Genomic DNA, 21,785 nt, shown 5'->3' with positions numbered 1-21,785 from the left:
CACTGGAAGTATAGCGGCTCGCTGCACTTTATTGCAGGGCAGCATGACATTGCGTGGGGGCGCCCGTTCAGAACGCAAGCTGGCGCAGTTCCTCGCTCGGCGCCGAGCGTTCCCAGACCTGGTCGAAAAGTTCGCGCAGCTGCGCGTGGCGGCCGGGCGCATAGGTCGAGCCCTCGCCCTCGAGGCGGTTGCCGAGCGGACGGAACAGGTAGCCGGCGCGATCGTTGAGCAGGAACGCGGACGGGTATTGCAGGTCGCGTTCGTCGACCGGCGTGCGCAGCGCGATCGTGCTCGAGAGGCGTTGCGCCAGCGCGATCAGGCGATGGCCGTCGGCGAGCGGTTTCTTCGCGTCCTGCACGATGATCCGGATTTGCGCGTGGCGCCCGGACAGTGCGACCCGTTTCAAGGCGTCGAGCGTGGCCGGCACGTCGAACAGCGCCGCATCGAGATCGCGTGTGTAGATCGCGACCTCGTATTTCGCATCCGCGAGCAATTCCGCGGTCGCGGTGAAGGCTTGCTCGCGATCGTCGGCGACCAGGATGCGCGCCTCGGGCTTTGGCGACAGCCCGGCCGAGTCGCGGCCGGCGAACGGCTCGAGTGCGCGGCGCATCATCCGGTGCGCGATGCCGCATTCATCGAATTCGGCGCCGTACGGCTCGAAGCCGAGCTTCGCGTAGAACGGGACTGCATGGCTCTGGGCGTGCAGCTCGATCTCGGGGTAATGCAGCGCGCGTGCCTGCTCCAGCAGCACGCGCATGATCGCTTCGCCGACACCCTTGCCGCGCCATTCGGCGAGAACCGCCACGCGACCGATGCCATGTTCCGGTGTCAGCCGCCCGGTGCCGATCGGGCGACCGTCGCGGTCGCGTGCGAGCACATGCCGCGACTTCTCGTCGAGCGCGTCCCATTCGTGCTCGACCGGAACCTGTTGTTCGATCACGAACACCTGCTCGCGCACGGCGCGCAGGTCGGCCAGGTCGGCGGCCCACGATGCCGGTTCGACGCCGAAATCGTCGGGAATCATCATGGCCTCCGTGGTCGTGATCGGACAAGTGCGAGATGGCCGGCATCGATCAACGCGCGCAACACGACGCGATCGCGCACGGCGGCGGGTGCGGCCGTGACCGGAAACGCCGCGTGCGAGCAGATGAACTTCGCGAAGCGCAGCGAGCACGCGTGAGTCTCGCCGGCGACGAACAGGGTCGCACCGCGAGCATCGCGCATCCAGGCAAAGCGCGACCACGGATTGCGGCGCACTTCGACGTCCTGTTCCAGCGCGCGCGCAAAGGCGGCGTCGGTCATGGCTCGCGTGCTCGGCGCGGCGACGTGAGCGCTGCGATAACGCGTGATGAAGCGACCGAACCACGTGCGAAGCTGCGAAGAGTCGAGCGCCGCCGAGCTATCGTCATTCCGTTCGTGCGTCTGCGCCTGGTCGCGCGGCGCGGCCCCTTCGGTGAACCGCAGCCACGGCATCGCCCGCTTCACGCGTGCGATCGCGGCCTCGTCAATCTCGCCGACGTCGCGTGCGGACTCCAGGTCGGCATCGACGTAGCGCGATTCCTCGGGCATCGCTTCGATCAGATGGTCGACGAAATCGCCGACCAGTTCGGCGCGCGATGGCGCGCGCATGCCGATCGAGTACGTCATGCAGGCGCCGAGCGCGACGCCATGGTGGGGCACGCGGGGCGGCAGGTAGAGCATGTCGCCGGGTTCCAGAATCCACTCATGCGTCGGCGCGAACTCGCGCAACAGCTTCTGTTCCACGTCGTCGCGAAAATCCATCGGCGCGTGCGGATCGGTACTGATCTGCCAGCGGCGCCGGCCGAGGCCTTGCAGCAGGAACACATCGTACTGATCGACGTGCGCTCCGACCGAACCGCCGTCCTCGGCATAGCTGATCATCACATCGTCGATGCGCCAGCTCGGCAGGAATGAAAAATGCTCCAGCAGCGCGGCGACGTCCGCGTCCCACTTGTCGACGTCCTGCACGAGCAGCGTCCAATGCGTCTTCGGCAGCTTCGCGAAATCGCCTTCCGCGAAGGGGCCGGTGCGCAGGCTCCAGCGGTCGCGCGCGATCTGGCTCGGCTTCTTGCCGCCGTTCCCGCGACTGCGCGAATCGGCGGTTTCATGGATCGCAATGCGGGACAGCGCCAGCTCCTCGCAGGCCAGTCCGGCGAGATCCTCAGGCGCCAGGGGGTTGCGAAAGTCCGGAAACGCGCCGCGGATCAGCAGCGGATGTTTCTGCCAGTAGTCGTGCAGGAAGTGTGCGGGCGGCATACCGAGCCATCGACCGGGCGATGCGCGGACTTCCAGCGGCAGGGATCGCGGAGGTGTCTTCATTCGGGGGCGGCTCGGCGACTCGCCGTCCTATCGCGCCGACCGGCGCTCGGATGCAGCGCTGCCGTCTCGTAGCGGCGCGTGCGGATGAGGGGCTTGGGGGTTCCCGACGGCGTTTCCAACCTGTGCATCGGCGTGCGGAAACCGGTTTCCGGATACATGGGGCTGACGATCTGAGCGGCGGACCAGTTTATCTCAGCGCTCGCGCGTTCGATCCAGCCCGACTCGCCGGACTGGATCCGTTCCGCTTCTTTCTCGAGGAACGTTCGCTCAGCGCGAACGCCGGCCCGGCGGCCGGCCGCGACGCGGCGGCGACGGCGGTTCGCGCACCGCGCGTTCCAGGTCCAGGTGCTCCGCCTCGGCCACGAGCGAAGACAGCATCACGCGCAGGCCCAGCGCGATGCGCTGCAGATTCCACAAAGTGGGATTCTGTTTGCCACGTTCGATGCTTCCGTAGTACGTGCGGTGCACGCCGATCATGTCTGCGAAACCCTCCTGGCTGAACTTCAGCGCTTCGCGATGTCGGCGGATGACGTACCCCAAGCGGATCTGCAGGGCTTCAGGGCTCATGCCTGAACCCTAGGTGGGGACGCCTGCATTAACCACTTTTTATCAACTAGTAGTTTATATAATATATGTTTCCACCCGCTGGTGGGAGCTTCGCGACCTGGGGAGGCGCGACGTATGTGGAGAGTCAACGATCCGGATTCTTCCGAGTGGATGGCGTCGACGCCGTTCGGCGACAGTGCGTACCTGCGTAACCAGATGCAGGCATGGAGACTGACGCTGCTGCAGGCGGATTTCGTCCGTTGCCTTGCGCTCAGTGCGTGGGCAAAACGCAGGCCGGTTCGGCTGATGTCGCTCGAACTGCCGCGCGGTGCCACGCTGGACGACTGTCTGCTCGTGTGCCTGCGCCGATGCGGCTGGTCCACGCGCGATCTCGGTGACGAGGCGCTGCGTTCCTGCTGGGAGCTGCGCATCGAGTTCGTCGCGGCGCGTGCCGGATTGCCGGCACACTACCGAGTGGGGCCGTCGTATCACGATCGGCTGAGGCTCGATCTCCTGCTCCATACCTGGGAGCGTTTGTCCTATCGCGAAATAAACGCGGCGATCGTCGAGATGGTCTCCGCGAAACTGGCCGACGCGACCGCCTCGTTTTCGCAGCGTCTTGCGCTGCCGCTGCCACTGCTGCATGGCGTCGTCGCGGAGCGGCGGGCGGAGAGGGCCGCGGAGCGTCGCTCCGGCGCAGAGCGGCGGCCGCTTCCGTTCGAGCGCTCGGCGGATGAGATCCGTCATCTCGCGATCACGCATACGCTGGAAAGCGCTGCGGTGCTCGAGCGGATTCTGCGGCGGTACGGCACCGCGCCGATGCGAACGGCGCAGCGCCACTGGGCGCGCTCGCACCCGACACCGGCGCAGGTGGAATTCGAAGGCTTGCGTGCCAACCTGTGCCGCGAACTGTGGGCCCCGGCCTGCGAGGGCGACTAGACGCTTTCGCCGGAGAAGGACGGCATGGGGAGCCGATGGCCGGATGCGGATAGGGATGTGGAGTTGCAGGTACCTCCTACTTGCGCAGCGCTTTGCGACGAGCGTGTGGCCCTTCCTTGAGCTTCGTGCCGACCGCAACGATCGCCTTGATCGCCGGGATCAATTCTTCGCCCAGGTCGGTGAGTTCGTACTCCGCCGATGGCGGCGACGTTGCCAGCACCCGTCGCGTGATCACGCCCTTGGCCTCCAGTTCGTGCAGGCGCGCGCTGAGCACGCGCGCGGAGATGCGCGGGATGTCGTGGCGCAGTTCGCCGAAACGCCGCGCACCGGCACCGAGGTACCAGATCACGTTCGGAGCCCAGGCGCCGCGCAACAGCGCCATGCATTCGGTAAGCGGGCACGCCGGCGGCGGTGCATCGATTTTGCTCTTGCGCAGGGGCAGGCCCATGGCGGATTCCGGGATGACGAGTAACCCGCTGGATACCACAATTTCACGCTTACTGCGAGTTATGTGGTATCCAATAGTAACTAGATGCGGATAGGATACCTGGGCTGCGCGGACTGCGCAGATCGCATGGAAGGGGATTCGATGAACTTCGAATCCGCAGCGGCCCTCGCCTGGCGAGGCTTCCGACCGCCCGACCATGTATTTCCGTCAATAACGCAAGGAGTACCCGCATGAAGCTCTATTACTCGCCGGCCGCCTGCTCGCTGTCGCCGCACATCGTCGCGCGCGAAGCCGGCATCGAGGTCGCTCTCGAAAAGGTCGACACCAAGACGAAGACCACCGAGACCGGCCGCGACTATTGGCAGATCAATCCGAAAGGTTATGTGCCGGCGCTGGAGCTGGACAATGGCGAAGTGCTGACCGAAGGCCCGGCGATCGTGCAGTACCTCGCCGATCGCAAGCCCGAGGCCGGGCTCGCACCGGCGAACGGCACGCTCGAGCGCGCACGCCTGCAGGAAACGCTGGGCTACATCAATTCCGAGCTGCACAAGACCTACACGCCGCTGTTCAAGCCGGACACGCTGCCGGAGGTGCGCACGGAGCGCGAGAACTACCTACGCATGCGCTACGGCATGTTCGAGAAGACGCTGACCAAGCAGCCGTACCTGCTCGGCGACACGTTTACCGCGGCCGATGCGTACCTGTACACGGTCACGAAGTGGGCCGACGCCGTGAAGCTCGACCTGTCCGGTTTTCCGGCGCTCGTTGCGTTCCAGGAACGCGTCGCCGCGCGTCCTGCGGTGCAGGCGGCGCGCGCTGCTGAAGGCCTGAGCGCGAAGTAGTCGCCTAGATCGCGCGAGCGAGTTTCTCGGCAACACCGATGTAGCCGGCCGGCGTCAAGGTCAGCAAACGCTGCTTGACGTCGGCCGGCAGATCGAGCGCAGCGACGAACCCGCTCAGCGCCTCACGCGTGATGCCCTGGCCGCGGGTCAGTGCCTTGAGTTGTTCGTAGGGTTCGGGCAGTCCGTAGCGGCGCATCACGGTCTGCACCGCTTCGGCCAGCACTTCCCAGCTTGCGTCGAGATCGGCGGCGAGACGGTCCGGGTTCGCATTGAGCTTGTTCAGCCCGCGCAGCAGCGCATCGAGTGCGATCTGCGTATGGCCGAACGCGGTGCCGAGCGCACGCAGCACGGTCGAATCGGTGAGGTCGCGCTGCCAGCGACTGATCGGCAGCTTCGTGCTGAAGTGCTCGAACAAGGCGTTGGCGAGGCCGAGGTTGCCTTCGGCGTTCTCGAAATCGATCGGGTTGACCTTGTGCGGCATCGTCGACGAGCCGACTTCGCCGGCCTTCAGCACCTGGCGGAAATAACCGAGCGAGATATAACCCCAGACGTCACGCGACCAGTCGATGAGTATCGTATTGCTGCGGCGAATCGCGTCGCCGAGCTCGGCGATGCAGTCATGCGGTTCGATCTGCGTCGTGTACGGATTGAAGACCAGGCCGCGGCCATCGACGAAACGTCGCGCGAACGCGGTCCAGTCGATTTCGGGGTAGCTCACCACATGCGCGTTGTAGTTGCCGACCGCGCCGTTGATCTTTCCGGTGATCTCGACCGCGGCGATCTGCCGCCGCTGGCGGTCCAGGCGCGCGACGACGTTCGCGATCTCCTTGCCGAGTGTGGTCGGCGATGCGGTCTGGCCGTGCGTGCGCGAAAGCATCGGCAGCGCGGCGTGCGCATGGGCAAGCTCGCGCAGCTTCGCGATCACGCCATCGAGGGTCGGCAGCAACACGCCGTCGCGCGCGTCGCGCAGCATCAGCGCATAGGCGAGATTGTTGATGTCCTCGCTGGTACAGGCGAAGTGGATGAACTCCTTCACCGCGGCGAGCTCCGCGTTGGCGACGACTTTTTCCTTGATGAAGTACTCGACCGCCTTGACGTCATGATTGGTGGTGCGTTCGATCGTCTTGATGCGTGCGGCGTCTTCCTCGGAAAACGCTTCGCCGATCGCGAGCAGCGCGGCGCGTGCGCCGACGGAAAGCACCGGCACCTCGGTGATGCGAGGTTCGTCCGCGAGCGCGAGCAGCCAGGCCAGCTCGACGCGCACGCGCCGGTGCATCAGGCCGAACTCGCTGAACACGGGCTGCAGCGAGGCAGTCTTCGCCGCGTAGCGGCCATCCAGCGGCGACAAGGCGAGCAAGGTCGAACTCATGGTGTTTCCTCGGAAGCGATTGCGGTTCTCGGACGCACGACGATCGTGTTGGTGCGTGCGCCGTGCATCGTGTGGACAGTCAGGTCGAAACCATCGAACGCGAACGTCTCGCCCTCGACGGGCAGGCGCTCCAGACGGTGAATGATAAGGCCACCGACCGAATTCACGTCGGCGGGCGCCTCGATGTCGCGGTCGAGCAGTCGCTCGAGCCTGTAGATCGGAGTGCCGCCGGAGATCGTGAACGAGCCGTCCGGCATCGGGGCGCCACTCTGCGTGCCATCGCCGCTCGGCATGTACTCGTCCTCGATGTCGCCGACCAGCACTTCGAGGATGTCCTCGAGCGTGAAGAACCCGGCGACGCGGCCGGAGTCCTCGACGCCCAGCGCCAGGTGCGTATGGCCCGCACGGAAGCGTTTCAGCACGTCGAGCAACGGGGTATGCAGCGGCAGAAGAACCGGTGGGCGCAGCAGTGCGGTCATGTCGCCGACCTTGCCCTGCTCGGCGATCGCATGCAGCAGATCCTTCATGTGCAGAACGCCGCGTGCGTGATCGCCGTCCGCGTCGAACCAGGGATAGCGACTGAGACGCGTGCGCCGGAACTCGGCGAGCACCTGTTCCTGGGTCTGGCCGTCGCGCAGCGCAACCAGCTGGTCGCGTGTGCGCAACACGTCGCCGACGACGAGCTCCGGCAGGTCGAGCGCGTGCTTCATCATCGAATATTCCTCGCCGGCGCGTATCGCCCGCTCGGCGTGCACGATGAGTTTCAGTTCCTCGCGCGAATAGGGGTGCTCGCCGGCATGGGCGGTGGTATCGAGTCCGGCTGCCGCGAGCATCCGGTTCGCGCTCGCGTTGAGCAGCCGGATCGCCGGATACATCAGCCAATAGAACGCATACAGCGGCGCCGCGGTCCACAGCGACATGCGCTCCGGCCGGCGGATCGCGAGCGATTTCGGTGCGAGTTCGCCGAGCACGATGTGCAGATACGAGATCAGCGTGAATGCGAGCACCAGAGCGACGATGCGTGTGGTCTCGGCGCCGATTTCGAAACGAGTGAACAGGGGTTCGAGCAGGCCTGCGAATGCGGGTTCGCCGATCCATCCCAATGCGAGCGAGGCCAGCGTGATGCCGAGCTGGCAGGCGGACAGATAGGCATCCAGATGGCCGTGTACGTCGAGCAGGATGCGGCCGCGCCAGCCGTTGGCCGCGGCCAGCGTCGTCGCCTGCGTGTGGCGGAGTTTCACCAGGGCGAATTCAGCGGCGACGAAAAGCCCGTTGAGCAGCACCAACAGCAGTGCCGCGCCGACGTAGAGCAGGTTGTAAAGCATCGAGAAAGAAGGTTGGACGGCCTGTCATTCTAGCATTCGCGCCATCGGCGCCCGGCCCTGTGGCGTGCAGCGGCTATAATCGCGCCCCCTTTTTCATGCAACAGGTGAGTCATGAGCCAGCACCGGATCGAGCGCGACAGCATGGGCGAACTCAAGGTCCCGGCCGATGCGCTGTACGGCGCGCAGACGCAGCGCGCGGTCGACAATTTTCCGATTTCCGGGCTGACCATGCCGCGTGAATTCATTCGTGCGCTGGGCCTGATCAAGTCGGCCGCGGCACAGGCGAATGCGGATCTGGGCCACCTGAAGAAGACGTCGGCGAAGGCGATCCGCAAAGCCGCCGAGCGCGTCGCCAAGGGCGAATTCGATGCGCATTTCCCGATCGACGTGTTCCAGACCGGTTCGGGCACGTCGAGCAACATGAACGCGAACGAGGTCATCGCGCACGTCTGCGCGGCGGCTGGCGCCAAGGTGCATCCGAACGACGACGTCAACAACGGTCAGTCGTCTAACGACGTGATCCCGACGGCGATCCACGTCAGCGCGGCGCTGACGGTCAGCGAGAAACTGTTGCCGGCGCTCGCACACCTGAAGAAAACGCTCGACGCGCGCGCGCGCGAACTGAAGAAGGTCGCCAAGACCGGACGCACGCACCTGATGGACGCGATGCCGGTCACGTTCGGCCAGGAACTCGGCGGCTGGTCCGCGCAGATCCGCTCAAACATCGAGCGGCTGAACGATGCGCTCAAGCGCATGTGCCGCCTGCCGCAGGGCGGGACCGCGGTCGGCACCGGCATCAACGCGGATGCCGAACTCGGCCCGCGCGTATGCGCCGAGCTTTCGAAGATGACCGGCGTGAAGTTCGAGTCGGCCGACAACTATTTCGAGGGCATCAGCTCGCAGGATGCCGCGGTGGAGCTGTCCGGCCAGATGAAGACGCTCGCCTGCTCGCTGATGAAGATCGCCAATGACCTGCGCTGGATGAACTCCGGCCCGCTTGCCGGCCTCGGTGAGATCGAACTGCCGGCGCTGCAACCGGGCTCGTCGATCATGCCGGGCAAGGTGAATCCGGTGATTCCAGAGGCGATGGCGATGGTTTGTGCGCAGGTGATCGGCAACGACGCGACGATCACGATCGCCGGGCAAAGCGGCAATTTCCAGCTCAATGTGATGTTGCCGGTCGTCGCTTTGAACCTGCTGCAGTCGATCGAGTTGCTCGCCAATGCCTCGCGCCTGCTCGCCGACAAGTCGATCGCCGGCTTCAAGGTGCGCGAGGACAAGATCAAGGAGGCGCTGGACCGCAACCCGATCCTGGTCACCGCGCTGAACTCGGTGATCGGCTACGACAAGGGCGCCGCGACTGCGAAGAAAGCCTACAAGGAAGGGTGCCCGATCATCGATATCGCGCTGGAGACGACCGGGTTGCCGCGCAAGAAGCTCGAGGAGTTGCTCGACCCGGCTGCATTGACCAAGGGCGGTATCCACGGAGGTTCGGCGGGCGGGTGACGTCAGCCTGTGTCCGTGCCGGCAGTTGAGGAGCACGCCATCGACGCCGTGCTCTCAAGCAAAGCAATCGTGATCAGCGGGAAGCCCCTATGGAGAAGGATGCGCGCGCCGACTCCGTGGGGTCGCGATCGGCCGTGGCGAACGGCACATGCCACGACGCGGATACGGAGACCAGACTTGCCGGCTTGACGCGTCGTAAAATCCGCGGCTTGCCTTCCGCGTGCGACTGCTTGCGATCGCGTGCGCGTCGGGGGCGGAAATACGCTGGGGTGGTGAGGTGACGATGAAGAATTGTTTAAGGGCGCCTCGGCGAATCGTCATTCCGCGAGAGTATGAATGCCTGCGCACGTGTACCTGGCACCGGGAACCTTGTGCTGATCCTTCCCACCGTTCGAGCGTAAATCGTTCGACAATTGCATAGATAGATGAACATATATTGGAGCTTTGCGAAATGCTGAGAAAACTCGTGCTTGCGGCAGCGTTGGTCAGCGCCAATGCGTTCGCACAACAAAACACCGACATTGCAGGCGCCGACTTCTCGAGCGGCAAGGCCGATGCGACGCTCGCAGCGCTGGGCCGCAAGGCCGCCGCGTCCGGCAACCGCCTGGTCATCACCGCGCCGCCCGAGTGGCACGCGAAGATCACCGCGAAGGTGCATGCGGGCGGCAACGCCGACGTCGTGCTGCGGGATGGCTTCTACGAGAACGTGCTGGTGCGCGTCGAGGACAAGTCGGCCAAATCGGCCAGCGCCGAACCCGAGAAGACCTCGAAGGCCGAGGTCGAGAAGAGCAGGGCGGAGGCGGAGAAAGCGAAGGCTGAAGCGGAGAAGAGCAAGGCCGAAGCCGAGAAGGCAAAGGCCGAAGCCGAGAAGAGCAAGGCCGAAATGGAGAAGGCCCGGGCAGAAGCCGAGGCGGCGAAGATGCGACGGGACGCTGCAGCTGCCAAGCCAGCACCGGTCGCGCCGCCGCCGCAGGCGGCCGCGCCGGTCGCCGCTCAGGCACCACGTCCGGCTGCTGCCCCGGCTAATACTGCCCCGACGGTAGCGGATGCGGATGCGATCCGCAGTCGCTTCGAGCAGTCGCTGAACAATGGCCGTAGCGCCGAGGGAACGTTGCCGGTCAGCGGTCTGCAGTCCGCGGACACGATCTATGTCGACGGCCCGGTGCGCGCAGTGTTGCGGCGCGAGGGCCTCAAGCCGGTGCTTTACTGGCTCGACGGCGATCTCGACCTGCGCCGTACAGAACTGAAAGTCATTGCATCGAATCGCTACCAGGTGCTGTCGGCGATTCATGGTGAAGGCACGCTGCGGCGCGAATTCAGCAACGAAGCGGCGACGCTCCAGGCACGTGAACCCGCCGCCGACGCACCCGCACGCCTCGCGCTGGAGAAGAGCCTCAACGACGGGCGCACCATCAGCGATACCTTGGAGCCGGCCAAGCTACACAGCGGCGACGTGATCTACTCGAACGGCACGGCGGTGGTTGTCGTGCGTCGCCAGGGCAATGACCTGTCCCGCTACTGGCTCATCGGTTCGCTCGATCTCCACCAGACCGGCCTGCAGGCGGATGGCGCCAACAAGTACAAGGTGCTCAACGACACCGTGCACTGACGCCATACGGATTCGCGCAACAGAAAAGGGCCGCGAAAGCGGCCCTTTTCTTGCCTGATGGCTGTAACCATTTAGCCGAGTGGTCGGCGACCTCGTCCGACTCGATGAACGCATGGGACCAGGATGCGAAAAGCCTGTGCCGTGATCTCGGCGCCGATTCGGTACGGACGATTCATCGCGAACCTCGTGGCCTGACGTTCAGACGTTGGTCTCGATGCGCCGCCCGCGCAGCCAGATCGCGCCACCGAGTAGAGCCAGGCCGGCCACGACGCCGATCCACAGGTCCGGTGTCGCCAGCACGCTATAGACATGACTTGGATCAAAGCTTCCGACCACCTGCTCGCTGTCCGGGTTGACCCAGCCCTTCGGGCTGCCGACGCCGAATTTCCCGTTCATCCAGCTGCCCGGCATCACGCTCAAGAGCAAGCGGGCAAGAATTTCCGCGAGGCGCAGGTCGCTGCTGATATGCGGTCCGCCGAGCACACCGAACCACCAGTTCGCGAACAGTGCGGCGAACGGCAGCATGACTGCCCAAAGGAACGGCTTGCTGCGCACGTAGGCCGACCAGAACATCAGCCAGCCGATGGTGGGCAATGCCCACAGCGCATCGACGGGAATCGTCAGCAGCAGGCGCCAGAACATGCCGAACGGATGCGACGCGGCGATTGCAGGCAGCACGTTCAATCCATGCATTGCGGTCCACACGCTCACCAGTACCAGGAACACCAGGTAGGCGAGCGTCGACACCGCGAACGCGATCAGCGGAGCAAGCAACATGGCGACGAGTGCTTTCGACGTTATCGTCGAGGTGTCGGAGACCGGCAGCGACTTCCAGAACAGCACGCTGCGGTCACGACGGTCGTCGTAGAGCGCACCGAGCAGGTAGAAGAACAATACAAAGAAGAGGCCGATGCAGGGGATCGCGCTGAACACCAGCTGCACCATGTCCAGGCCGTTGCCGGCCGCGGCGAAATCCTTCGCACTGATGTCGTTGCGCAACGAATCCAGGGAAAAGCCAACCTGGACCTGCGCGTGGCTACGCAACACTTCCGCGGTAATCATGCCGGCAACCGTGAGGAACAGGATCACTCCGGTGATCCACACCGGCGTCCACAGGAAGCCGCCACGGTGTTCCCAGTATTCGCGCTTGAGCAGGAGGGGCAGCGTATTCATGCGTAGGTTCCTTTCATGGTCGCGACGAACAGATCGGCAACGCTGGGCTTGTGCAACTCGCCAAGTGCGGCAAGCCGGACGCGGTCGGCCCCATCGAACAGGAAGATCGACTTGCCGAAGATCTGCCGCTCGCTGAGCGGCTTCAGCGCGCGTGCGTCATCGGCCTTGTCCGGATTGACCATGACCTCGGCATAACGCTCACCTACCTGGTCCATCGTCGCATCGAGCACGATCCTGCCATCGCGGATGAACATCAGGTCGGTCAGGATGTGCTCGACTTCCTCGACCTGGTGCGTGGTCACGATGATCGTCTTGTTCTCGTCGAAATAGTCGGCGAGCAGGCTTTCGTAGAACGATTTGCGGTACAGGATGTCGAGGCCGAGCGTCGGCTCGTCGAGCACCAGCAGCTTGGCGTCGATCGCCATGACCAGCGCAAGATGCAACTGCACGATCATGCCCTTGGACAGCTCGCGCACGCGCATGCCGGGGGCGATTTTGGTGTGCGTGAGGAACGCCTCGCACTTCTGGCGCGAGAAGCGCGGATGCACGCCGCTGACGAACTCGATCGCCTCGCGTACGCGGATCCAGCGCGGCAGCACTGCGACGTCGGCGATGAAGCAGACCTGCTCCATCAGCGCGGGGCGATGCGTACGTGGATCGAGGCCGAGCACGGACAGCTCGCCTTCGAAATCCGTGAGACCGAGGATTGCCTTCAGCGCGGTGGTCTTGCCGGCGCCGTTGGGTCCGATCAGACCGATGATGCGGCCGGCTTCGATGTCGAAGCTGACATTGTCGAGCGCCTTGGTGGCGTCGTAGCGCTTCGAGAGATTGCGGGCACGGATGATCGTGCTGGTTGTCGTGGTGCTCATGTCCATGACGCTCATTTCTTCTCCTCGCCCCTTGCCTCGTCCACTAGCTGCCTGAGGTCCAGGCCGAGGCGGGCGATGCGCGCCGACAACGTTGGCCATTCCTCGCGCAGGAAGCGCTCGCGTTCGGATTTCAGCAGCGCCTCGCGTGCGCCGTCGGTCACGTACATACCCAGCCCCCTTCGTTTTTCCACCAGACTCTCGTCAACCAGTTCCTGGTACGCCTTGGACACCGTGATCGGATTGATCTGGAAATCCCCGGCGACCTGGCGCACGGAGGGCAAGGGATCGCCCTGCTTGAGGACGCCGTCCAGGATCATCGCCACCACGCGGTCGCGCAGTTGGCGATAGATCGGCGTCGAATCGTTCCAGGTGATGCTCATCAAGGTCATTCCTTGCTCACACGGCGCAGGGGCTTGCCGAAGGAATAGTAGGGCATGTCGAACGGCGTGCTGGACAGCACGCCGCCCACGGACGCGCCGGCGTTGCGGACCGCCTCGCCCAGCAGATGGTCATTTGCGCGTGCGGCCTCGGTGAATTCCGCATCGGTGCGATCCGGACGGACCGTGATCGTTGCCAGCGTCGGCATCGGCGCTTCCGGATGGACCACGACGGTCGGCAGCAGCGTCGTCGCGGTGGCAGATGGCGCTGGGGCCACTGCCGCGGCGTTCACCTGCTGGCGAGCGGCGGAGGAGCCAGGGGAGAGCGCGACGATGGTTGCGCCGGTACCGGCGATAGCCACGGCCAGCAGCAGTAGCCGGGTCAGGCGCGTCGGCATCATGATTTCGACCAGATGTTCGCTGAAGTGAGTGTTCATGGCGGTCTCTGTGCGGAGGTTGATGAAGTAGTGTTGTAGTTAACTATAACACTAAAAGCGAACGTGTCAAGCGAGATGCATCCATGACCGATGGGGGGTATGGGTTTTCCGCCGCGACTTCCGGGCCGGAACGGCTCAGCCTTGTGCCGCGGCCTCGAGCGCCGCGTGTGCCTCCAGCCAGGCGTCCTCGAGCGCGGCGATGTCCTGTGCGAACTGGCCCTGACGGCGCACGAGGTCCGCCACTCGGTCGCCGCGACCGCTTTCGTACAGCGCCGGATCGGCCAGTTCGGCCTGGACGCCCGCGCGCTCGCTCTCGAGCGTGGCGATGCGCTTCTCGATGCGGGCGACCTCGTTCTTCAGCGGCGCGACGCGTGCGCGTTGTTCGGCACGGTCGCGACGCGCATCGCGCCGGGAATCGCCGGCGCTGTCTGTTGGCGCTGCGTTCGATAGGGGCACTCCGCGCAGCACCAGCCGCGCATAGTCGTCGAGGTCGCCGTTGAATGGCTGCACCTCGTTGTCGCGAACCAGCAGGTAATCGTCGCAGACCGCGCGCAGCAGGCCGCGGTCGTGCGCGACCAGCACGACCGCGCCGGCGAAATCCTGCAGAGCCTCGGCGAGCGCTTCGCGGGTGTCGATGTCGAGGTGGTTGGTCGGTTCGTCGAGCAGCAGCAGGTTCGGACGTGCGAACACGATCAGCGCCAGCGCGAGGCGCGCTTTTTCGCCGCCTGAAAATCCACGCACCTCGGCCAGCGCGCGTTCTCCGGCGAAGCCGAATGTACCGAGGAAATCGCGTGCGCCTTGTTCACCCAGCGCGGGCTGCAGGCGCAGCAGGTGCTGCACCGGCGTCGCCTCGCTGTCGAGCTGCTCGACCTGGTGTTGCGCGAAATAGCCGATCGCGAGCCCCCGGTTTGACTGGCGCTTGCCGGCCAGTGGAGCGAGCGTGCCGGCGATCGTCTTGATCAGGGTCGATTTGCCGGCCCCGTTCGCACCGAGCAGGCCGATGCGATCGCCGGGTCGCAAGGAGAGTTTCACGCGCTCAACAATGCGGCGCTGACCGTAACCGATCGCGGCGTCATCGAGTGTCAGTAGCGGGTCGGGCAGTGCGTCCGGCGTGGCGAACTCGAACTCGATGCCGGATTCGGCGCGCACCGCCGCGATCTCGGTCATGCGCTCGAGCGCCTTGACCCGGCTCTGCGCCTGGCGTGCCTTTGTCGCCTTCGCCTTGAAGCGGTCGACGAAACGCTGCAGGCGCGCGCGTTCGGCCTGCTGGCGTTCGTGCGCGATCTGCTGCTGCGCCATGCGCTCGGCGCGCTTGCGCTCGAATGCGCTGACCCCGCCGGCGAAGAGTTCGGCATTCGCGTCCGCGATGTGCAGCACATGCGAGACGACGTGATCGAGGAATTCCCGATCGTGCGAGACGACGATCAGCGTGCCGGCATAGCGGCGCAGCCATTCCTCCAGCCAGAGCACCGCGTCAAGATCGAGATGGTTGGTCGGTTCGTCGAGCAGCAGCAAGTCCGAACGGCACATCAGCGCCTGGGCCAGGTTCAGGCGCATGCGCCAGCCGCCCGAGAATTCCGAGACCGCGCGGACCTCGTCCCCGGGCCCGAAGCCGAGCCCGTGCAGCAGTTCGCCGGCGCGGGCGCGTGCCGCGTAGCCGCCGATCGCATGCAGGCGTTCGTGCAACGTGGCCTGGCGGCCGGCGTCATGGTCGGCCTCCGCGCTGACGAGTTCGCGTTCGAGAAACCGGAACTCGGCATCGCCATCGAGTACGTGGTCGAGCGCGCTGCGTGCGGAGGCGTCGGTCTGCTGGCGCACATGGGCCAGCGTCCAGTCGCGCGGACGGCCGAAGTCGCCGCCATCGGGTGCGAGTTCACCGCCGATCAGGGCGAGCAGGCTGCTCTTGCCGCTGCCGTTGCGGCCGGTCAGCCCGACGCGCCAGCCCGGATGAATGAGAAAATTCGCGCCGTTCAGCAAAAGTCGGGAACCCCGGCGCAGGTTCAGGTTGTCAAAGCGCAGCATGGGACGAGTTTACAGGGCGGGGAACCGGCGTTTGCCAACGCCCGAAGCCCCGTACACAATACGCGGCCCCGCACAGTCGGCCCACCGGCCGCATGGCAATGCCGTCGGGCATCCAGACCGGCAACATTTCAAATTCTCAGGAGCAAACATGACGAGTTTCGTGCAGAAGACCCTTGTTGCCGCACTCGCGGCCAGTTTCGCGATCGGCAGCGCCGTCGCCGCCGACCCGGCCGCGAAGCCGGCTGTTGCACCCGCCACGGCCGCCAAGCCCGCGGTGCCGCTCGACAAGAACAAGGTCAGCACCATGGTCGGCATGGACATCGGTCGCAGCCTCGCCCAGCTCAAGGACGACATTGACGTCAAGGTCATGGAGCAGGCGCTGGAAGCAACGATGAAGGGCGAGAAGACCGCGCTGACGCAGGAAGAGGCGCTGCAGGTGCGCCAGGAATTCATGCAGCAGATGCAGGCCAAGCGCGTCGCCGAGCAGAAGGTCGCCGCTGACAAGAACAAGGCGGACGGCACCAAGTTCCTGGCCGACAACAAGGCCAAGCCGGGCGTGAAGACCACCGCCTCGGGCCTGCAGTACCTGGTCGAGAAGGAAGGCACCGGCGCGAAGCCGAAGGCCACCGACACGGTCAAGGTGAACTACCTCGGCACCAAGATCGACGGCGAGAAGTTCGACAGCTCCTACGATCGCGGCCAGCCGGCCACGTTCCCGCTGAATGGCGTGATCAAGGGCTGGAGCGAAGGCCTGCAGCTGATGACGGTCGGCTCGAAGTACAAGCTGTTCGTGCCGGCGGACCTCGCCTACGGCGAGAACGCGCCGGGCCCGATCGGCCCGAACGCGACGCTGGTGTTCGAGGTCGAGCTGCTCGGCATCGAGAACCCGGCCGAGAAGCCGGCTGCCGAGGCGGCTGCGAAGCCTGCGGCCAAGGCGCCGGCGAAGCCCGCTGCGAAGGCCGGCGACAAGAAGTAAGTCGCAGTACGTGTTTGTCCGCAAAGGCGCGCCGCGAACCGGCGCGCCTTGCTTTTTGTTTAATCTTTGCGGTCGATCCCTGATCGCCGCACTGGCGAGCCCGAATAAGCTTTGAGGCTCGCTGCGAGATCGGAATCCAGAGCGGCCATCCGTGGCCGCACTTTCAATGCTGGCGTGAAGCGGCCGGCGCGGCGCGGAGAATTCGCATGCGCGTGACGATTTTCGGAACCGGATATGTCGGCCTCGTCACCGGCACGTGCCTCGCCGAGGTCGGCAACGACGTGGTCTGCGTGGACGTCGACGCAAACAAGATCGCGCGCCTCGAACGGGGTGAGGTCCCGATCTACGAACCCGGCCTCGAACCGCTGGTCCGCGCGAACCATGCCAGCGGGCATCTCAAGTTCACGACCGATGCGGCAGCGGCGATCGAGCATGGGCAGATCGTGTTCATCGCGGTTGGCACGCCGCCGGACGAGGATGGCAGCGCCGATCTCTCGCACGTGCTCACGGTGGCGCGCACGATCGGCAGGACACTGTCGCGCTACACCGTCGTCGTCAACAAGTCGACGGTGCCGGTCGGCACCGCGGATGCGGTGCGCGCGGCAATCAGCGCAGAACTCTCCGCGCGCAGCAGCGAAGTCGGGTTCGACGTCGTCTCCAATCCCGAATTCCTGAAAGAAGGCGATGCGGTGCAGGACTGCCTGCGCCCGGACCGCATCGTGGTCGGCGCCGAGAGCGCGCACGCGGTCGACCTGCTGAAGGCGCTGTATGCGCCGTTCAACCGCAACCACGAGCGCATCGTGCTGATGGATGTGCGCTCGGCCGAACTGACCAAGTACGCCGCGAACGCAATGCTGGCGACCAAGATCAGTTTCATGAACGAGATCGCGAATATCGCCGAGCAGGTTGGCGCCGACGTCGAGCAGGTGCGCCGCGGCATCGGTTCGGATCCGCGCATCGGCTACCACTTCATCTACCCGGGCGCCGGCTATGGCGGCTCGTGTTTCCCTAAGGACGTGAAGGCGCTCGAATACGCCGCGCGCGCGCATGCCTACGAGCCACGCCTGCTGAGCGCGGTCGAGGCCGTGAACGCCGCGCAGAAGCGCCGGCTGTTTGCGCTCATCCAGCGGCATTTCGGCGAATCGCTCGCAGGCCGCACGATCGCGTTGTGGGGGCTCGCGTTCAAGCCGAACACCGATGACATGCGCGAGGCGCCGAGCCGCACTCTGCTCGAGCAGCTCTGGGCGGCCGGCGCCACGGTGCGTGCCTACGATCCCGAAGCCGCGGCCGAGACGCGCCGACTCTACGGCGCACGCAAGGATCTGATCCTGTGTGACCAGCAATACGCCGCTCTCGAAGGCGCCGACGCGCTGGTCGTGGTGACCGAGTGGAAAGCGTTCCGCAGTCCCGATTTCGAGCGCCTGCACGCGCTCCTCAAGGAGCGGGTGATCTTCGACGGCCGCAACATCTTCGAGCCGAAAGTGGTCGAGGCTGCAGGGCTGGCGTACTACGGAATTGGCCGCGGGCGCAGCGTGCGCGCCGCGGGTGGCGTTGCTACCTGACGCTCGGCCGATCGGGACCGCTGAGCGGTCGGAGCCGCTTGCCCAGTTGTGTAGAGTTTCACAATCGCTTGGATCTCCGTTGACTAGACTTCAGCGTCGGTCGGAAGGGGATTCCACATGTATGCATGGCGCGCGGTCCTGCGGGCGGTCTTGCTCAGCGGCGTGTTCTGGGCAGGGTCAGCAACTGCTAGTGTCTACGATCACATCTATGCGAACGGCTTCGAGGTTCCTGCCGACGCGCCGGCCTCCGATGCCGAAGCCGCGCGCTTCCTGACCCAGGCGACCTTCGGTCCGACTGCAGCGGAGATCGCGCGGCTCCGGGCCATCGGCTATGCCGAATGGATCAACGAGCAACTGGGCATGCCGACCACACTTGGCCGGCCATTCGTCGAACAGGTCGTCGCCGCGCGTACGGCTGCGGGCCAGGGAGTCGACCAGACGCAACGCTACGACCGCTGGTTCTGGACGGCCACGTATGGCCAGGATCAGCTCCGCGAGCGCATGGCCTGGGCGTTGAGCCAGATCTTCGTCATCTCCGACCAGAACAGTGCGATCTCCGGCGACGTGATTCCGATGGCCGAATACTGGGATCTGCTCGCGCGTGATGCATTCGGCAGCTACCGGACCCTGCTCGGCGATGTCACCTACAACCCGACCATGGGCAAATTCCTCAGCCACTTCCGCAACCAGAAGCCGAGCGCGACCACGTCGCCGGACGAGAACTACGCGCGCGAGGTGATGCAGCTGTTCTCGGTCGGCTTGATCCTGCGTGACATCGACTTCACGCCGTTGCCCGGCAACATACCGACCTACGATCAGACGGTGATCACGCATACCGCGAAAGTCTTCACCGGGTTCACCTACGGCGATGCGCCGGTCGGCAGCGGCGCGCCGAACTATTCGGGCGCGAATTTCTACGGCGGCGCGATCACCAATGCCGGCTCGTACGCGCCGATGGCGTGCTGGGGCACCGAGTTGTTCCCGGCCAGCGGCACCGGCAGCGGCAACATGCGCCACGACATCACCGGCGACGACGGCACGACGAACACGCCGAAGACCGTGCTGGCGGGGCTGACCATTCCCGCCAACCAGAGCTGCAGCGCCGACGTCGGTGCCGAACTCGACATCATCGCCGGACACGCGAACGTCGCGCCATTCATCTCGCGCCAGCTGATCCAGCGCTTCGTCACCAGCAATCCGTCGCCGGCGTACATCCAGCGCGTTGCGCAAGTGTTCGATGACAACGGCTACACCGAGCGCGGCGATCTCGGCGCGGTACTGAAAGCGATCCTGCTCGACCCGGAAGCGCGCACGCTGCCGACGGATCCGGTGCTGCTGGCCAACTACGGCAAGCTGCGCGAGCCGCTGCTGCGCCTGACCGCGATCTGGCGCGCGTGGGACGCACAGGCGCAGCCCGCCAACGCGTACGGCGAGATCAAGATGTCGTACACGACGAATTTCCTGAACAGCTTCGGCCAGCGTTCGCTGAGCGCACCAACGGTGTTCAACTTCTACGAGCCGGACTATCAGCAACCCGGCTACTTCGCCGGCAACAACCTCTATTCACCCGAACTCCAGATCACCAACGAGAGCACGACGTACTCTACGACCAACACGCTCTACAACTTCATCCAGGGTGGCTATCTGGGCATGACCAATCCGCCGGTCGATCGACCCCTGCTGAACCTCGCGCCGATCACTTCGCTGACCAGCAATTCTGTGGCCATGGTGGGCGAAGCCAACCGCCGCATGATGTACGGCAGCATGTCGCCAAGCATGCAGAGTGTCCTCACCTCGATGCTGCAGTTCATGAGCACGGCGAGCAACAACGAGAAGGCCTGGTCGCTGGTGTACGTGATCGCCCTGTCTCCCGAATTCGCGGCCCAGCGCTGAGGAAGCCGTCATGACCACTGATCGCAAGAGCCGCCGCGAATTTCTCCGCCAGATGGCCTGCCTCGCCGCAAGCGGTGGCGCAGCCGCGCTGATTCCGCAGCTTCGCATGATGGGAACGGCGCTCGCGCAGACGACACCCTCCTCGCTGAGTGGCTACAGGGCGTTGGTCTGCATCTATCTTTCGGGCGGCAACGACGCATGGAACCTGCTCGTTCCAAAGGATTCCACAAACGCAGGATCGCTCTGGGACATCTACAGAACATCGCGCAGCGGTGTGTACAACGCCACCAGCAATCCCGGCGGCTTGGCGATCGATTTTCCGCAGCTGCTCGGATTGACGGGGGCGACAGGTTCGGGATCGAACATGTACGGACTGCATCCGAGCTGTCCCGAACTGCGCACGCTGTACGACGCCCAGAAGCTCGGGCTGGTCGTGAACGTCGGACCGTTGGTCAAGCCGATCACCAAGGCCGAGTACGCTTCGTCGCTTGCCAACCGTCCGCCCCAACTGTTCTCGCATAGCGACCAAGAAAACCTCTGGCATGTGGGCACCGCGAAGGATAGCCGCTATGGTTGGGCCGGATCGGCCATCAACACGTTGAAGTCGCAGTTTCCACCCGGCGGCAACGCGGTCTTGTCGCCATGCATTTCGGTCGCCGGCAGCAACAAGCTCGAGGTCGGCAGCAGCGTGTTTCCGTATTTCATGTCGTCGTCTTCCAGCAATACGACGCCGCCCTTGTCGGGTGTCAGCGGCGTATGCAACGGTGGCACGTGTTCGGGCACCTTCGGGGCCCAGCGCGATGGAGCCGTCACGCAACTGCTCGCCGCGACCTACCAGGGTGGGTTCGCCAATGAGTACGCGCAGACGTTCCAGCGCGGGCGCGATCTCTATCAAACGCTGTTCGATGGCCTCAACAGCGCGCCCGGGCAGCTGACGACGACGACATTCCCGGCCAACAACTCGCTCGGCGACCAGCTGCGCAGCGTCGCGCGCATGATCAAGCTTTCGCGCGCCAACAACTATGCCGCGCGCCAGATCTACTACGTGCGCACGGGCGGGTTCGATCTGCATTCCGGCCTGATGGCGACCGGCACGAATGGACACGCGGGTCTGCTGTCGCGGCTTTCGCAGGCACTCAATGCATTCAACGCCGCGCTCGGTGAGATCGGCGCACAGAACGATGTTACGGCGTTCACGATGAGCGAGTTCGCACGCACGCTGACCTCGAACGGCAACGGATCCGATCATGCGTGGGGCAGCGTGCAGCTCGTCATGGGCGGGGGCGTGCAGGGCGGCAAGCTCTACAGCAGCGGCGGCGGACCGATCAGCGGCTTTCCCGATCAGTCCATCACGCTCGATTCGCACGGCAACAACACGAATCCGGTCGCGTTCTCGCGCGGGCAGTTCATCCCGGGCATCGGCGTCGACCAATACGCGGCAACGCTTGCGAAGTGGCTCGGCGTGACGGCGACCACTGACCAGGACGCGATCTTCCCGAACCTCGCGAACTTCGCGACGCGCGATCTCGGGTTCATGGGCTGATGTGAGCGG

Annotated in this window: 19 protein-coding genes; 8 read left to right on the top strand and 11 right to left on the bottom strand. The window is 65.0% G+C overall.

What is annotated here, in order from left to right; translation table 11 throughout:
- Positions 1 to 67 precede the first annotated feature (67 nt).
- The 3 genes from ABD002_RS01405 to ABD002_RS01395 all read right to left on the bottom strand — a co-directional run bounded on the left by ABD002_RS01405 (position 68) and on the right by ABD002_RS01395 (position 2,907).
- Positions 68 to 1,024 carry a GNAT family N-acetyltransferase gene (locus ABD002_RS01405; protein WP_343786373.1) on the bottom strand — a complete coding sequence of 319 codons (957 nt, stop codon included), beginning with the start codon at positions 1,022 to 1,024 and terminating at the stop codon, positions 68 to 70.
- Positions 1,024 to 2,340, bottom strand: a complete 1,317-nt coding sequence (locus ABD002_RS01400; protein WP_343786371.1) for a JmjC domain-containing protein — start codon at positions 2,338 to 2,340, stop codon at positions 1,024 to 1,026. Before ABD002_RS01400 ends, ABD002_RS01405 begins: the two co-directional genes overlap by 1 nt.
- 267 nt (positions 2,341 to 2,607) lie before the next feature.
- Complete coding sequence (locus ABD002_RS01395; protein ID WP_343786369.1) at positions 2,608 to 2,907, bottom strand: helix-turn-helix domain-containing protein; 300 nt, start codon at positions 2,905 to 2,907, stop codon at positions 2,608 to 2,610.
- A 114-nt stretch (positions 2,908 to 3,021) separates the two neighbouring features.
- Between ABD002_RS01395 and ABD002_RS01390 the strand changes: the two genes are divergently transcribed.
- Positions 3,022 to 3,825, top strand: coding sequence for a hypothetical protein (locus ABD002_RS01390; RefSeq protein ID WP_343786367.1), 804 nt, complete (start codon positions 3,022 to 3,024; stop codon positions 3,823 to 3,825).
- Positions 3,826 to 3,901: 76 nt separating this feature from the next.
- Here the strand turns inward: ABD002_RS01390 and ABD002_RS01385 are convergent, their stop codons facing one another.
- Positions 3,902 to 4,273 carry a winged helix-turn-helix transcriptional regulator gene (locus tag ABD002_RS01385; protein WP_343786365.1) on the bottom strand — a complete coding sequence of 124 codons (372 nt, stop codon included), beginning with the start codon at positions 4,271 to 4,273 and terminating at the stop codon, positions 3,902 to 3,904.
- Between the two features lie 230 nt (positions 4,274 to 4,503).
- On the opposite strand from ABD002_RS01385, the gene gstA reads away from it, so the two are divergent.
- On the top strand, positions 4,504 to 5,115 hold the full coding sequence (gene gstA, locus ABD002_RS01380) for a glutathione transferase GstA (protein ID WP_343786363.1): 612 nt from the start codon (positions 4,504 to 4,506) through the stop codon (positions 5,113 to 5,115).
- 4 nt (positions 5,116 to 5,119) lie between these two features.
- Here the strand turns inward: gstA and purB are convergent, their stop codons facing one another.
- Together purB and ABD002_RS01370 are read right to left on the bottom strand one after the other, a co-directional pair.
- Complete coding sequence (gene purB, locus ABD002_RS01375) at positions 5,120 to 6,484, bottom strand: adenylosuccinate lyase (protein ID WP_343786361.1); 1,365 nt, start codon at positions 6,482 to 6,484, stop codon at positions 5,120 to 5,122.
- Positions 6,481 to 7,809, bottom strand: a complete 1,329-nt coding sequence (locus ABD002_RS01370) for a hemolysin family protein (protein ID WP_343786359.1) — start codon at positions 7,807 to 7,809, stop codon at positions 6,481 to 6,483. The genes purB and ABD002_RS01370 overlap by 4 nt, the downstream gene beginning before the upstream one ends.
- A 111-nt stretch (positions 7,810 to 7,920) precedes the next feature.
- On the opposite strand from ABD002_RS01370, the gene ABD002_RS01365 reads away from it, so the two are divergent.
- A complete protein-coding gene (locus tag ABD002_RS01365) occupies positions 7,921 to 9,315 on the top strand; it encodes a class II fumarate hydratase (RefSeq protein WP_343786358.1) in 1,395 nt (464 codons plus the stop codon).
- Positions 9,316 to 9,766: 451 nt separating this feature from the next.
- Positions 9,767 to 10,924 carry a hypothetical protein gene (locus ABD002_RS01360; RefSeq protein ID WP_343786357.1) on the top strand — a complete coding sequence of 386 codons (1,158 nt, stop codon included), beginning with the start codon at positions 9,767 to 9,769 and terminating at the stop codon, positions 10,922 to 10,924.
- 198 nt (positions 10,925 to 11,122) lie between these two features.
- Here the strand turns inward: ABD002_RS01360 and ABD002_RS01355 are convergent, their stop codons facing one another.
- From ABD002_RS01355 to ABD002_RS01335, 5 genes are all read right to left on the bottom strand, one after another.
- The gene (locus ABD002_RS01355; protein WP_343786356.1) at positions 11,123 to 12,097 is read right to left on the bottom strand and encodes a hypothetical protein; all 975 of its coding nucleotides are present in this window, start codon (positions 12,095 to 12,097) and stop codon (positions 11,123 to 11,125) included.
- Positions 12,094 to 12,972 (bottom strand): ABC transporter ATP-binding protein, encoded by an 879-nt coding sequence (locus ABD002_RS01350; RefSeq protein WP_379988384.1) that lies wholly within the window; start codon positions 12,970 to 12,972, stop codon positions 12,094 to 12,096. The genes ABD002_RS01355 and ABD002_RS01350 overlap by 4 nt, the downstream gene beginning before the upstream one ends.
- Before the next feature lie 5 nt (positions 12,973 to 12,977).
- Positions 12,978 to 13,346, bottom strand: a complete 369-nt coding sequence (locus tag ABD002_RS01345) for a GntR family transcriptional regulator (RefSeq protein ID WP_343786354.1) — start codon at positions 13,344 to 13,346, stop codon at positions 12,978 to 12,980.
- Positions 13,347 to 13,351: 5 nt separating this feature from the next.
- Complete coding sequence (locus ABD002_RS01340; protein WP_343786352.1) at positions 13,352 to 13,780, bottom strand: hypothetical protein; 429 nt, start codon at positions 13,778 to 13,780, stop codon at positions 13,352 to 13,354.
- 135 nt (positions 13,781 to 13,915) lie between these two features.
- Positions 13,916 to 15,802 carry an ABC-F family ATP-binding cassette domain-containing protein gene (locus tag ABD002_RS01335; protein ID WP_343786350.1) on the bottom strand — a complete coding sequence of 629 codons (1,887 nt, stop codon included), beginning with the start codon at positions 15,800 to 15,802 and terminating at the stop codon, positions 13,916 to 13,918.
- Positions 15,803 to 15,950: 148 nt separating this feature from the next.
- Between ABD002_RS01335 and bamJ the strand changes: the two genes are divergently transcribed.
- The 4 genes from bamJ to ABD002_RS01315 all read left to right on the top strand — a co-directional run bounded on the left by bamJ (position 15,951) and on the right by ABD002_RS01315 (position 21,776).
- The gene (gene bamJ / locus ABD002_RS01330; RefSeq protein WP_343786348.1) at positions 15,951 to 16,778 is read left to right on the top strand and encodes a BamJ family beta-barrel-assembly machinery protein; all 828 of its coding nucleotides are present in this window, start codon (positions 15,951 to 15,953) and stop codon (positions 16,776 to 16,778) included.
- A gap of 206 nt (positions 16,779 to 16,984) precedes the next feature.
- Positions 16,985 to 18,340 (top strand): UDP-glucose dehydrogenase family protein, encoded by a 1,356-nt coding sequence (locus ABD002_RS01325; protein WP_343786346.1) that lies wholly within the window; start codon positions 16,985 to 16,987, stop codon positions 18,338 to 18,340.
- 117 nt (positions 18,341 to 18,457) lie between these two features.
- A complete protein-coding gene (locus ABD002_RS01320) occupies positions 18,458 to 20,233 on the top strand; it encodes a DUF1800 domain-containing protein (RefSeq protein ID WP_343786344.1) in 1,776 nt (591 codons plus the stop codon).
- Positions 20,234 to 20,243: 10 nt separating this feature from the next.
- The gene (locus ABD002_RS01315; protein ID WP_343786342.1) at positions 20,244 to 21,776 is read left to right on the top strand and encodes a DUF1501 domain-containing protein; all 1,533 of its coding nucleotides are present in this window, start codon (positions 20,244 to 20,246) and stop codon (positions 21,774 to 21,776) included.
- Positions 21,777 to 21,785: the final 9 nt, after the last annotated feature.

This window comes from Dokdonella soli (assembly GCF_039523175.1).
GTDB lineage: Bacteria > Pseudomonadota > Gammaproteobacteria > Xanthomonadales > Rhodanobacteraceae > Dokdonella_A > Dokdonella_A soli.
This window is presented reverse-complemented; position numbering and strand designations above follow the sequence as displayed.

Bases quoted from the DNA above. Each gene is read 5' to 3' on its own strand.
- ABD002_RS01340 (WP_343786352.1), bottom strand. From the start codon at position 13,780: ATGAACACTCACTTCAGCGAACATCTGGTCGAAATCATGATGCCGACG.
- bamJ (WP_343786348.1), top strand. From the start codon at position 15,951: ATGACGAGTTTCGTGCAGAAGACCCTTGTTGCCGCACTCGCGGCCAGT.
- ABD002_RS01345 (WP_343786354.1), bottom strand. From the start codon at position 13,346: ATGAGCATCACCTGGAACGATTCGACGCCGATCTATCGCCAACTGCGC.
- ABD002_RS01360 (WP_343786357.1), top strand. From the start codon at position 9,767: ATGCTGAGAAAACTCGTGCTTGCGGCAGCGTTGGTCAGCGCCAATGCG.
- ABD002_RS01350 (WP_379988384.1), bottom strand. From the start codon at position 12,972: ATGGACATGAGCACCACGACAACCAGCACGATCATCCGTGCCCGCAAT.
- purB (WP_343786361.1), bottom strand. From the start codon at position 6,484: ATGAGTTCGACCTTGCTCGCCTTGTCGCCGCTGGATGGCCGCTACGCG.
- ABD002_RS01385 (WP_343786365.1), bottom strand. From the start codon at position 4,273: ATGGGCCTGCCCCTGCGCAAGAGCAAAATCGATGCACCGCCGCCGGCG.
- ABD002_RS01320 (WP_343786344.1), top strand. From the start codon at position 18,458: ATGTATGCATGGCGCGCGGTCCTGCGGGCGGTCTTGCTCAGCGGCGTG.
- ABD002_RS01335 (WP_343786350.1), bottom strand. From the start codon at position 15,802: ATGCTGCGCTTTGACAACCTGAACCTGCGCCGGGGTTCCCGACTTTTG.
- gstA (WP_343786363.1), top strand. From the start codon at position 4,504: ATGAAGCTCTATTACTCGCCGGCCGCCTGCTCGCTGTCGCCGCACATC.
- ABD002_RS01395 (WP_343786369.1), bottom strand. From the start codon at position 2,907: ATGAGCCCTGAAGCCCTGCAGATCCGCTTGGGGTACGTCATCCGCCGA.
- ABD002_RS01390 (WP_343786367.1), top strand. From the start codon at position 3,022: ATGTGGAGAGTCAACGATCCGGATTCTTCCGAGTGGATGGCGTCGACG.
- ABD002_RS01325 (WP_343786346.1), top strand. From the start codon at position 16,985: ATGCGCGTGACGATTTTCGGAACCGGATATGTCGGCCTCGTCACCGGC.
- ABD002_RS01370 (WP_343786359.1), bottom strand. From the start codon at position 7,809: ATGCTTTACAACCTGCTCTACGTCGGCGCGGCACTGCTGTTGGTGCTG.
- ABD002_RS01365 (WP_343786358.1), top strand. From the start codon at position 7,921: ATGAGCCAGCACCGGATCGAGCGCGACAGCATGGGCGAACTCAAGGTC.
- ABD002_RS01400 (WP_343786371.1), bottom strand. From the start codon at position 2,340: ATGAAGACACCTCCGCGATCCCTGCCGCTGGAAGTCCGCGCATCGCCC.
- ABD002_RS01315 (WP_343786342.1), top strand. From the start codon at position 20,244: ATGACCACTGATCGCAAGAGCCGCCGCGAATTTCTCCGCCAGATGGCC.
- ABD002_RS01355 (WP_343786356.1), bottom strand. From the start codon at position 12,097: ATGAATACGCTGCCCCTCCTGCTCAAGCGCGAATACTGGGAACACCGT.
- ABD002_RS01405 (WP_343786373.1), bottom strand. From the start codon at position 1,024: ATGATTCCCGACGATTTCGGCGTCGAACCGGCATCGTGGGCCGCCGAC.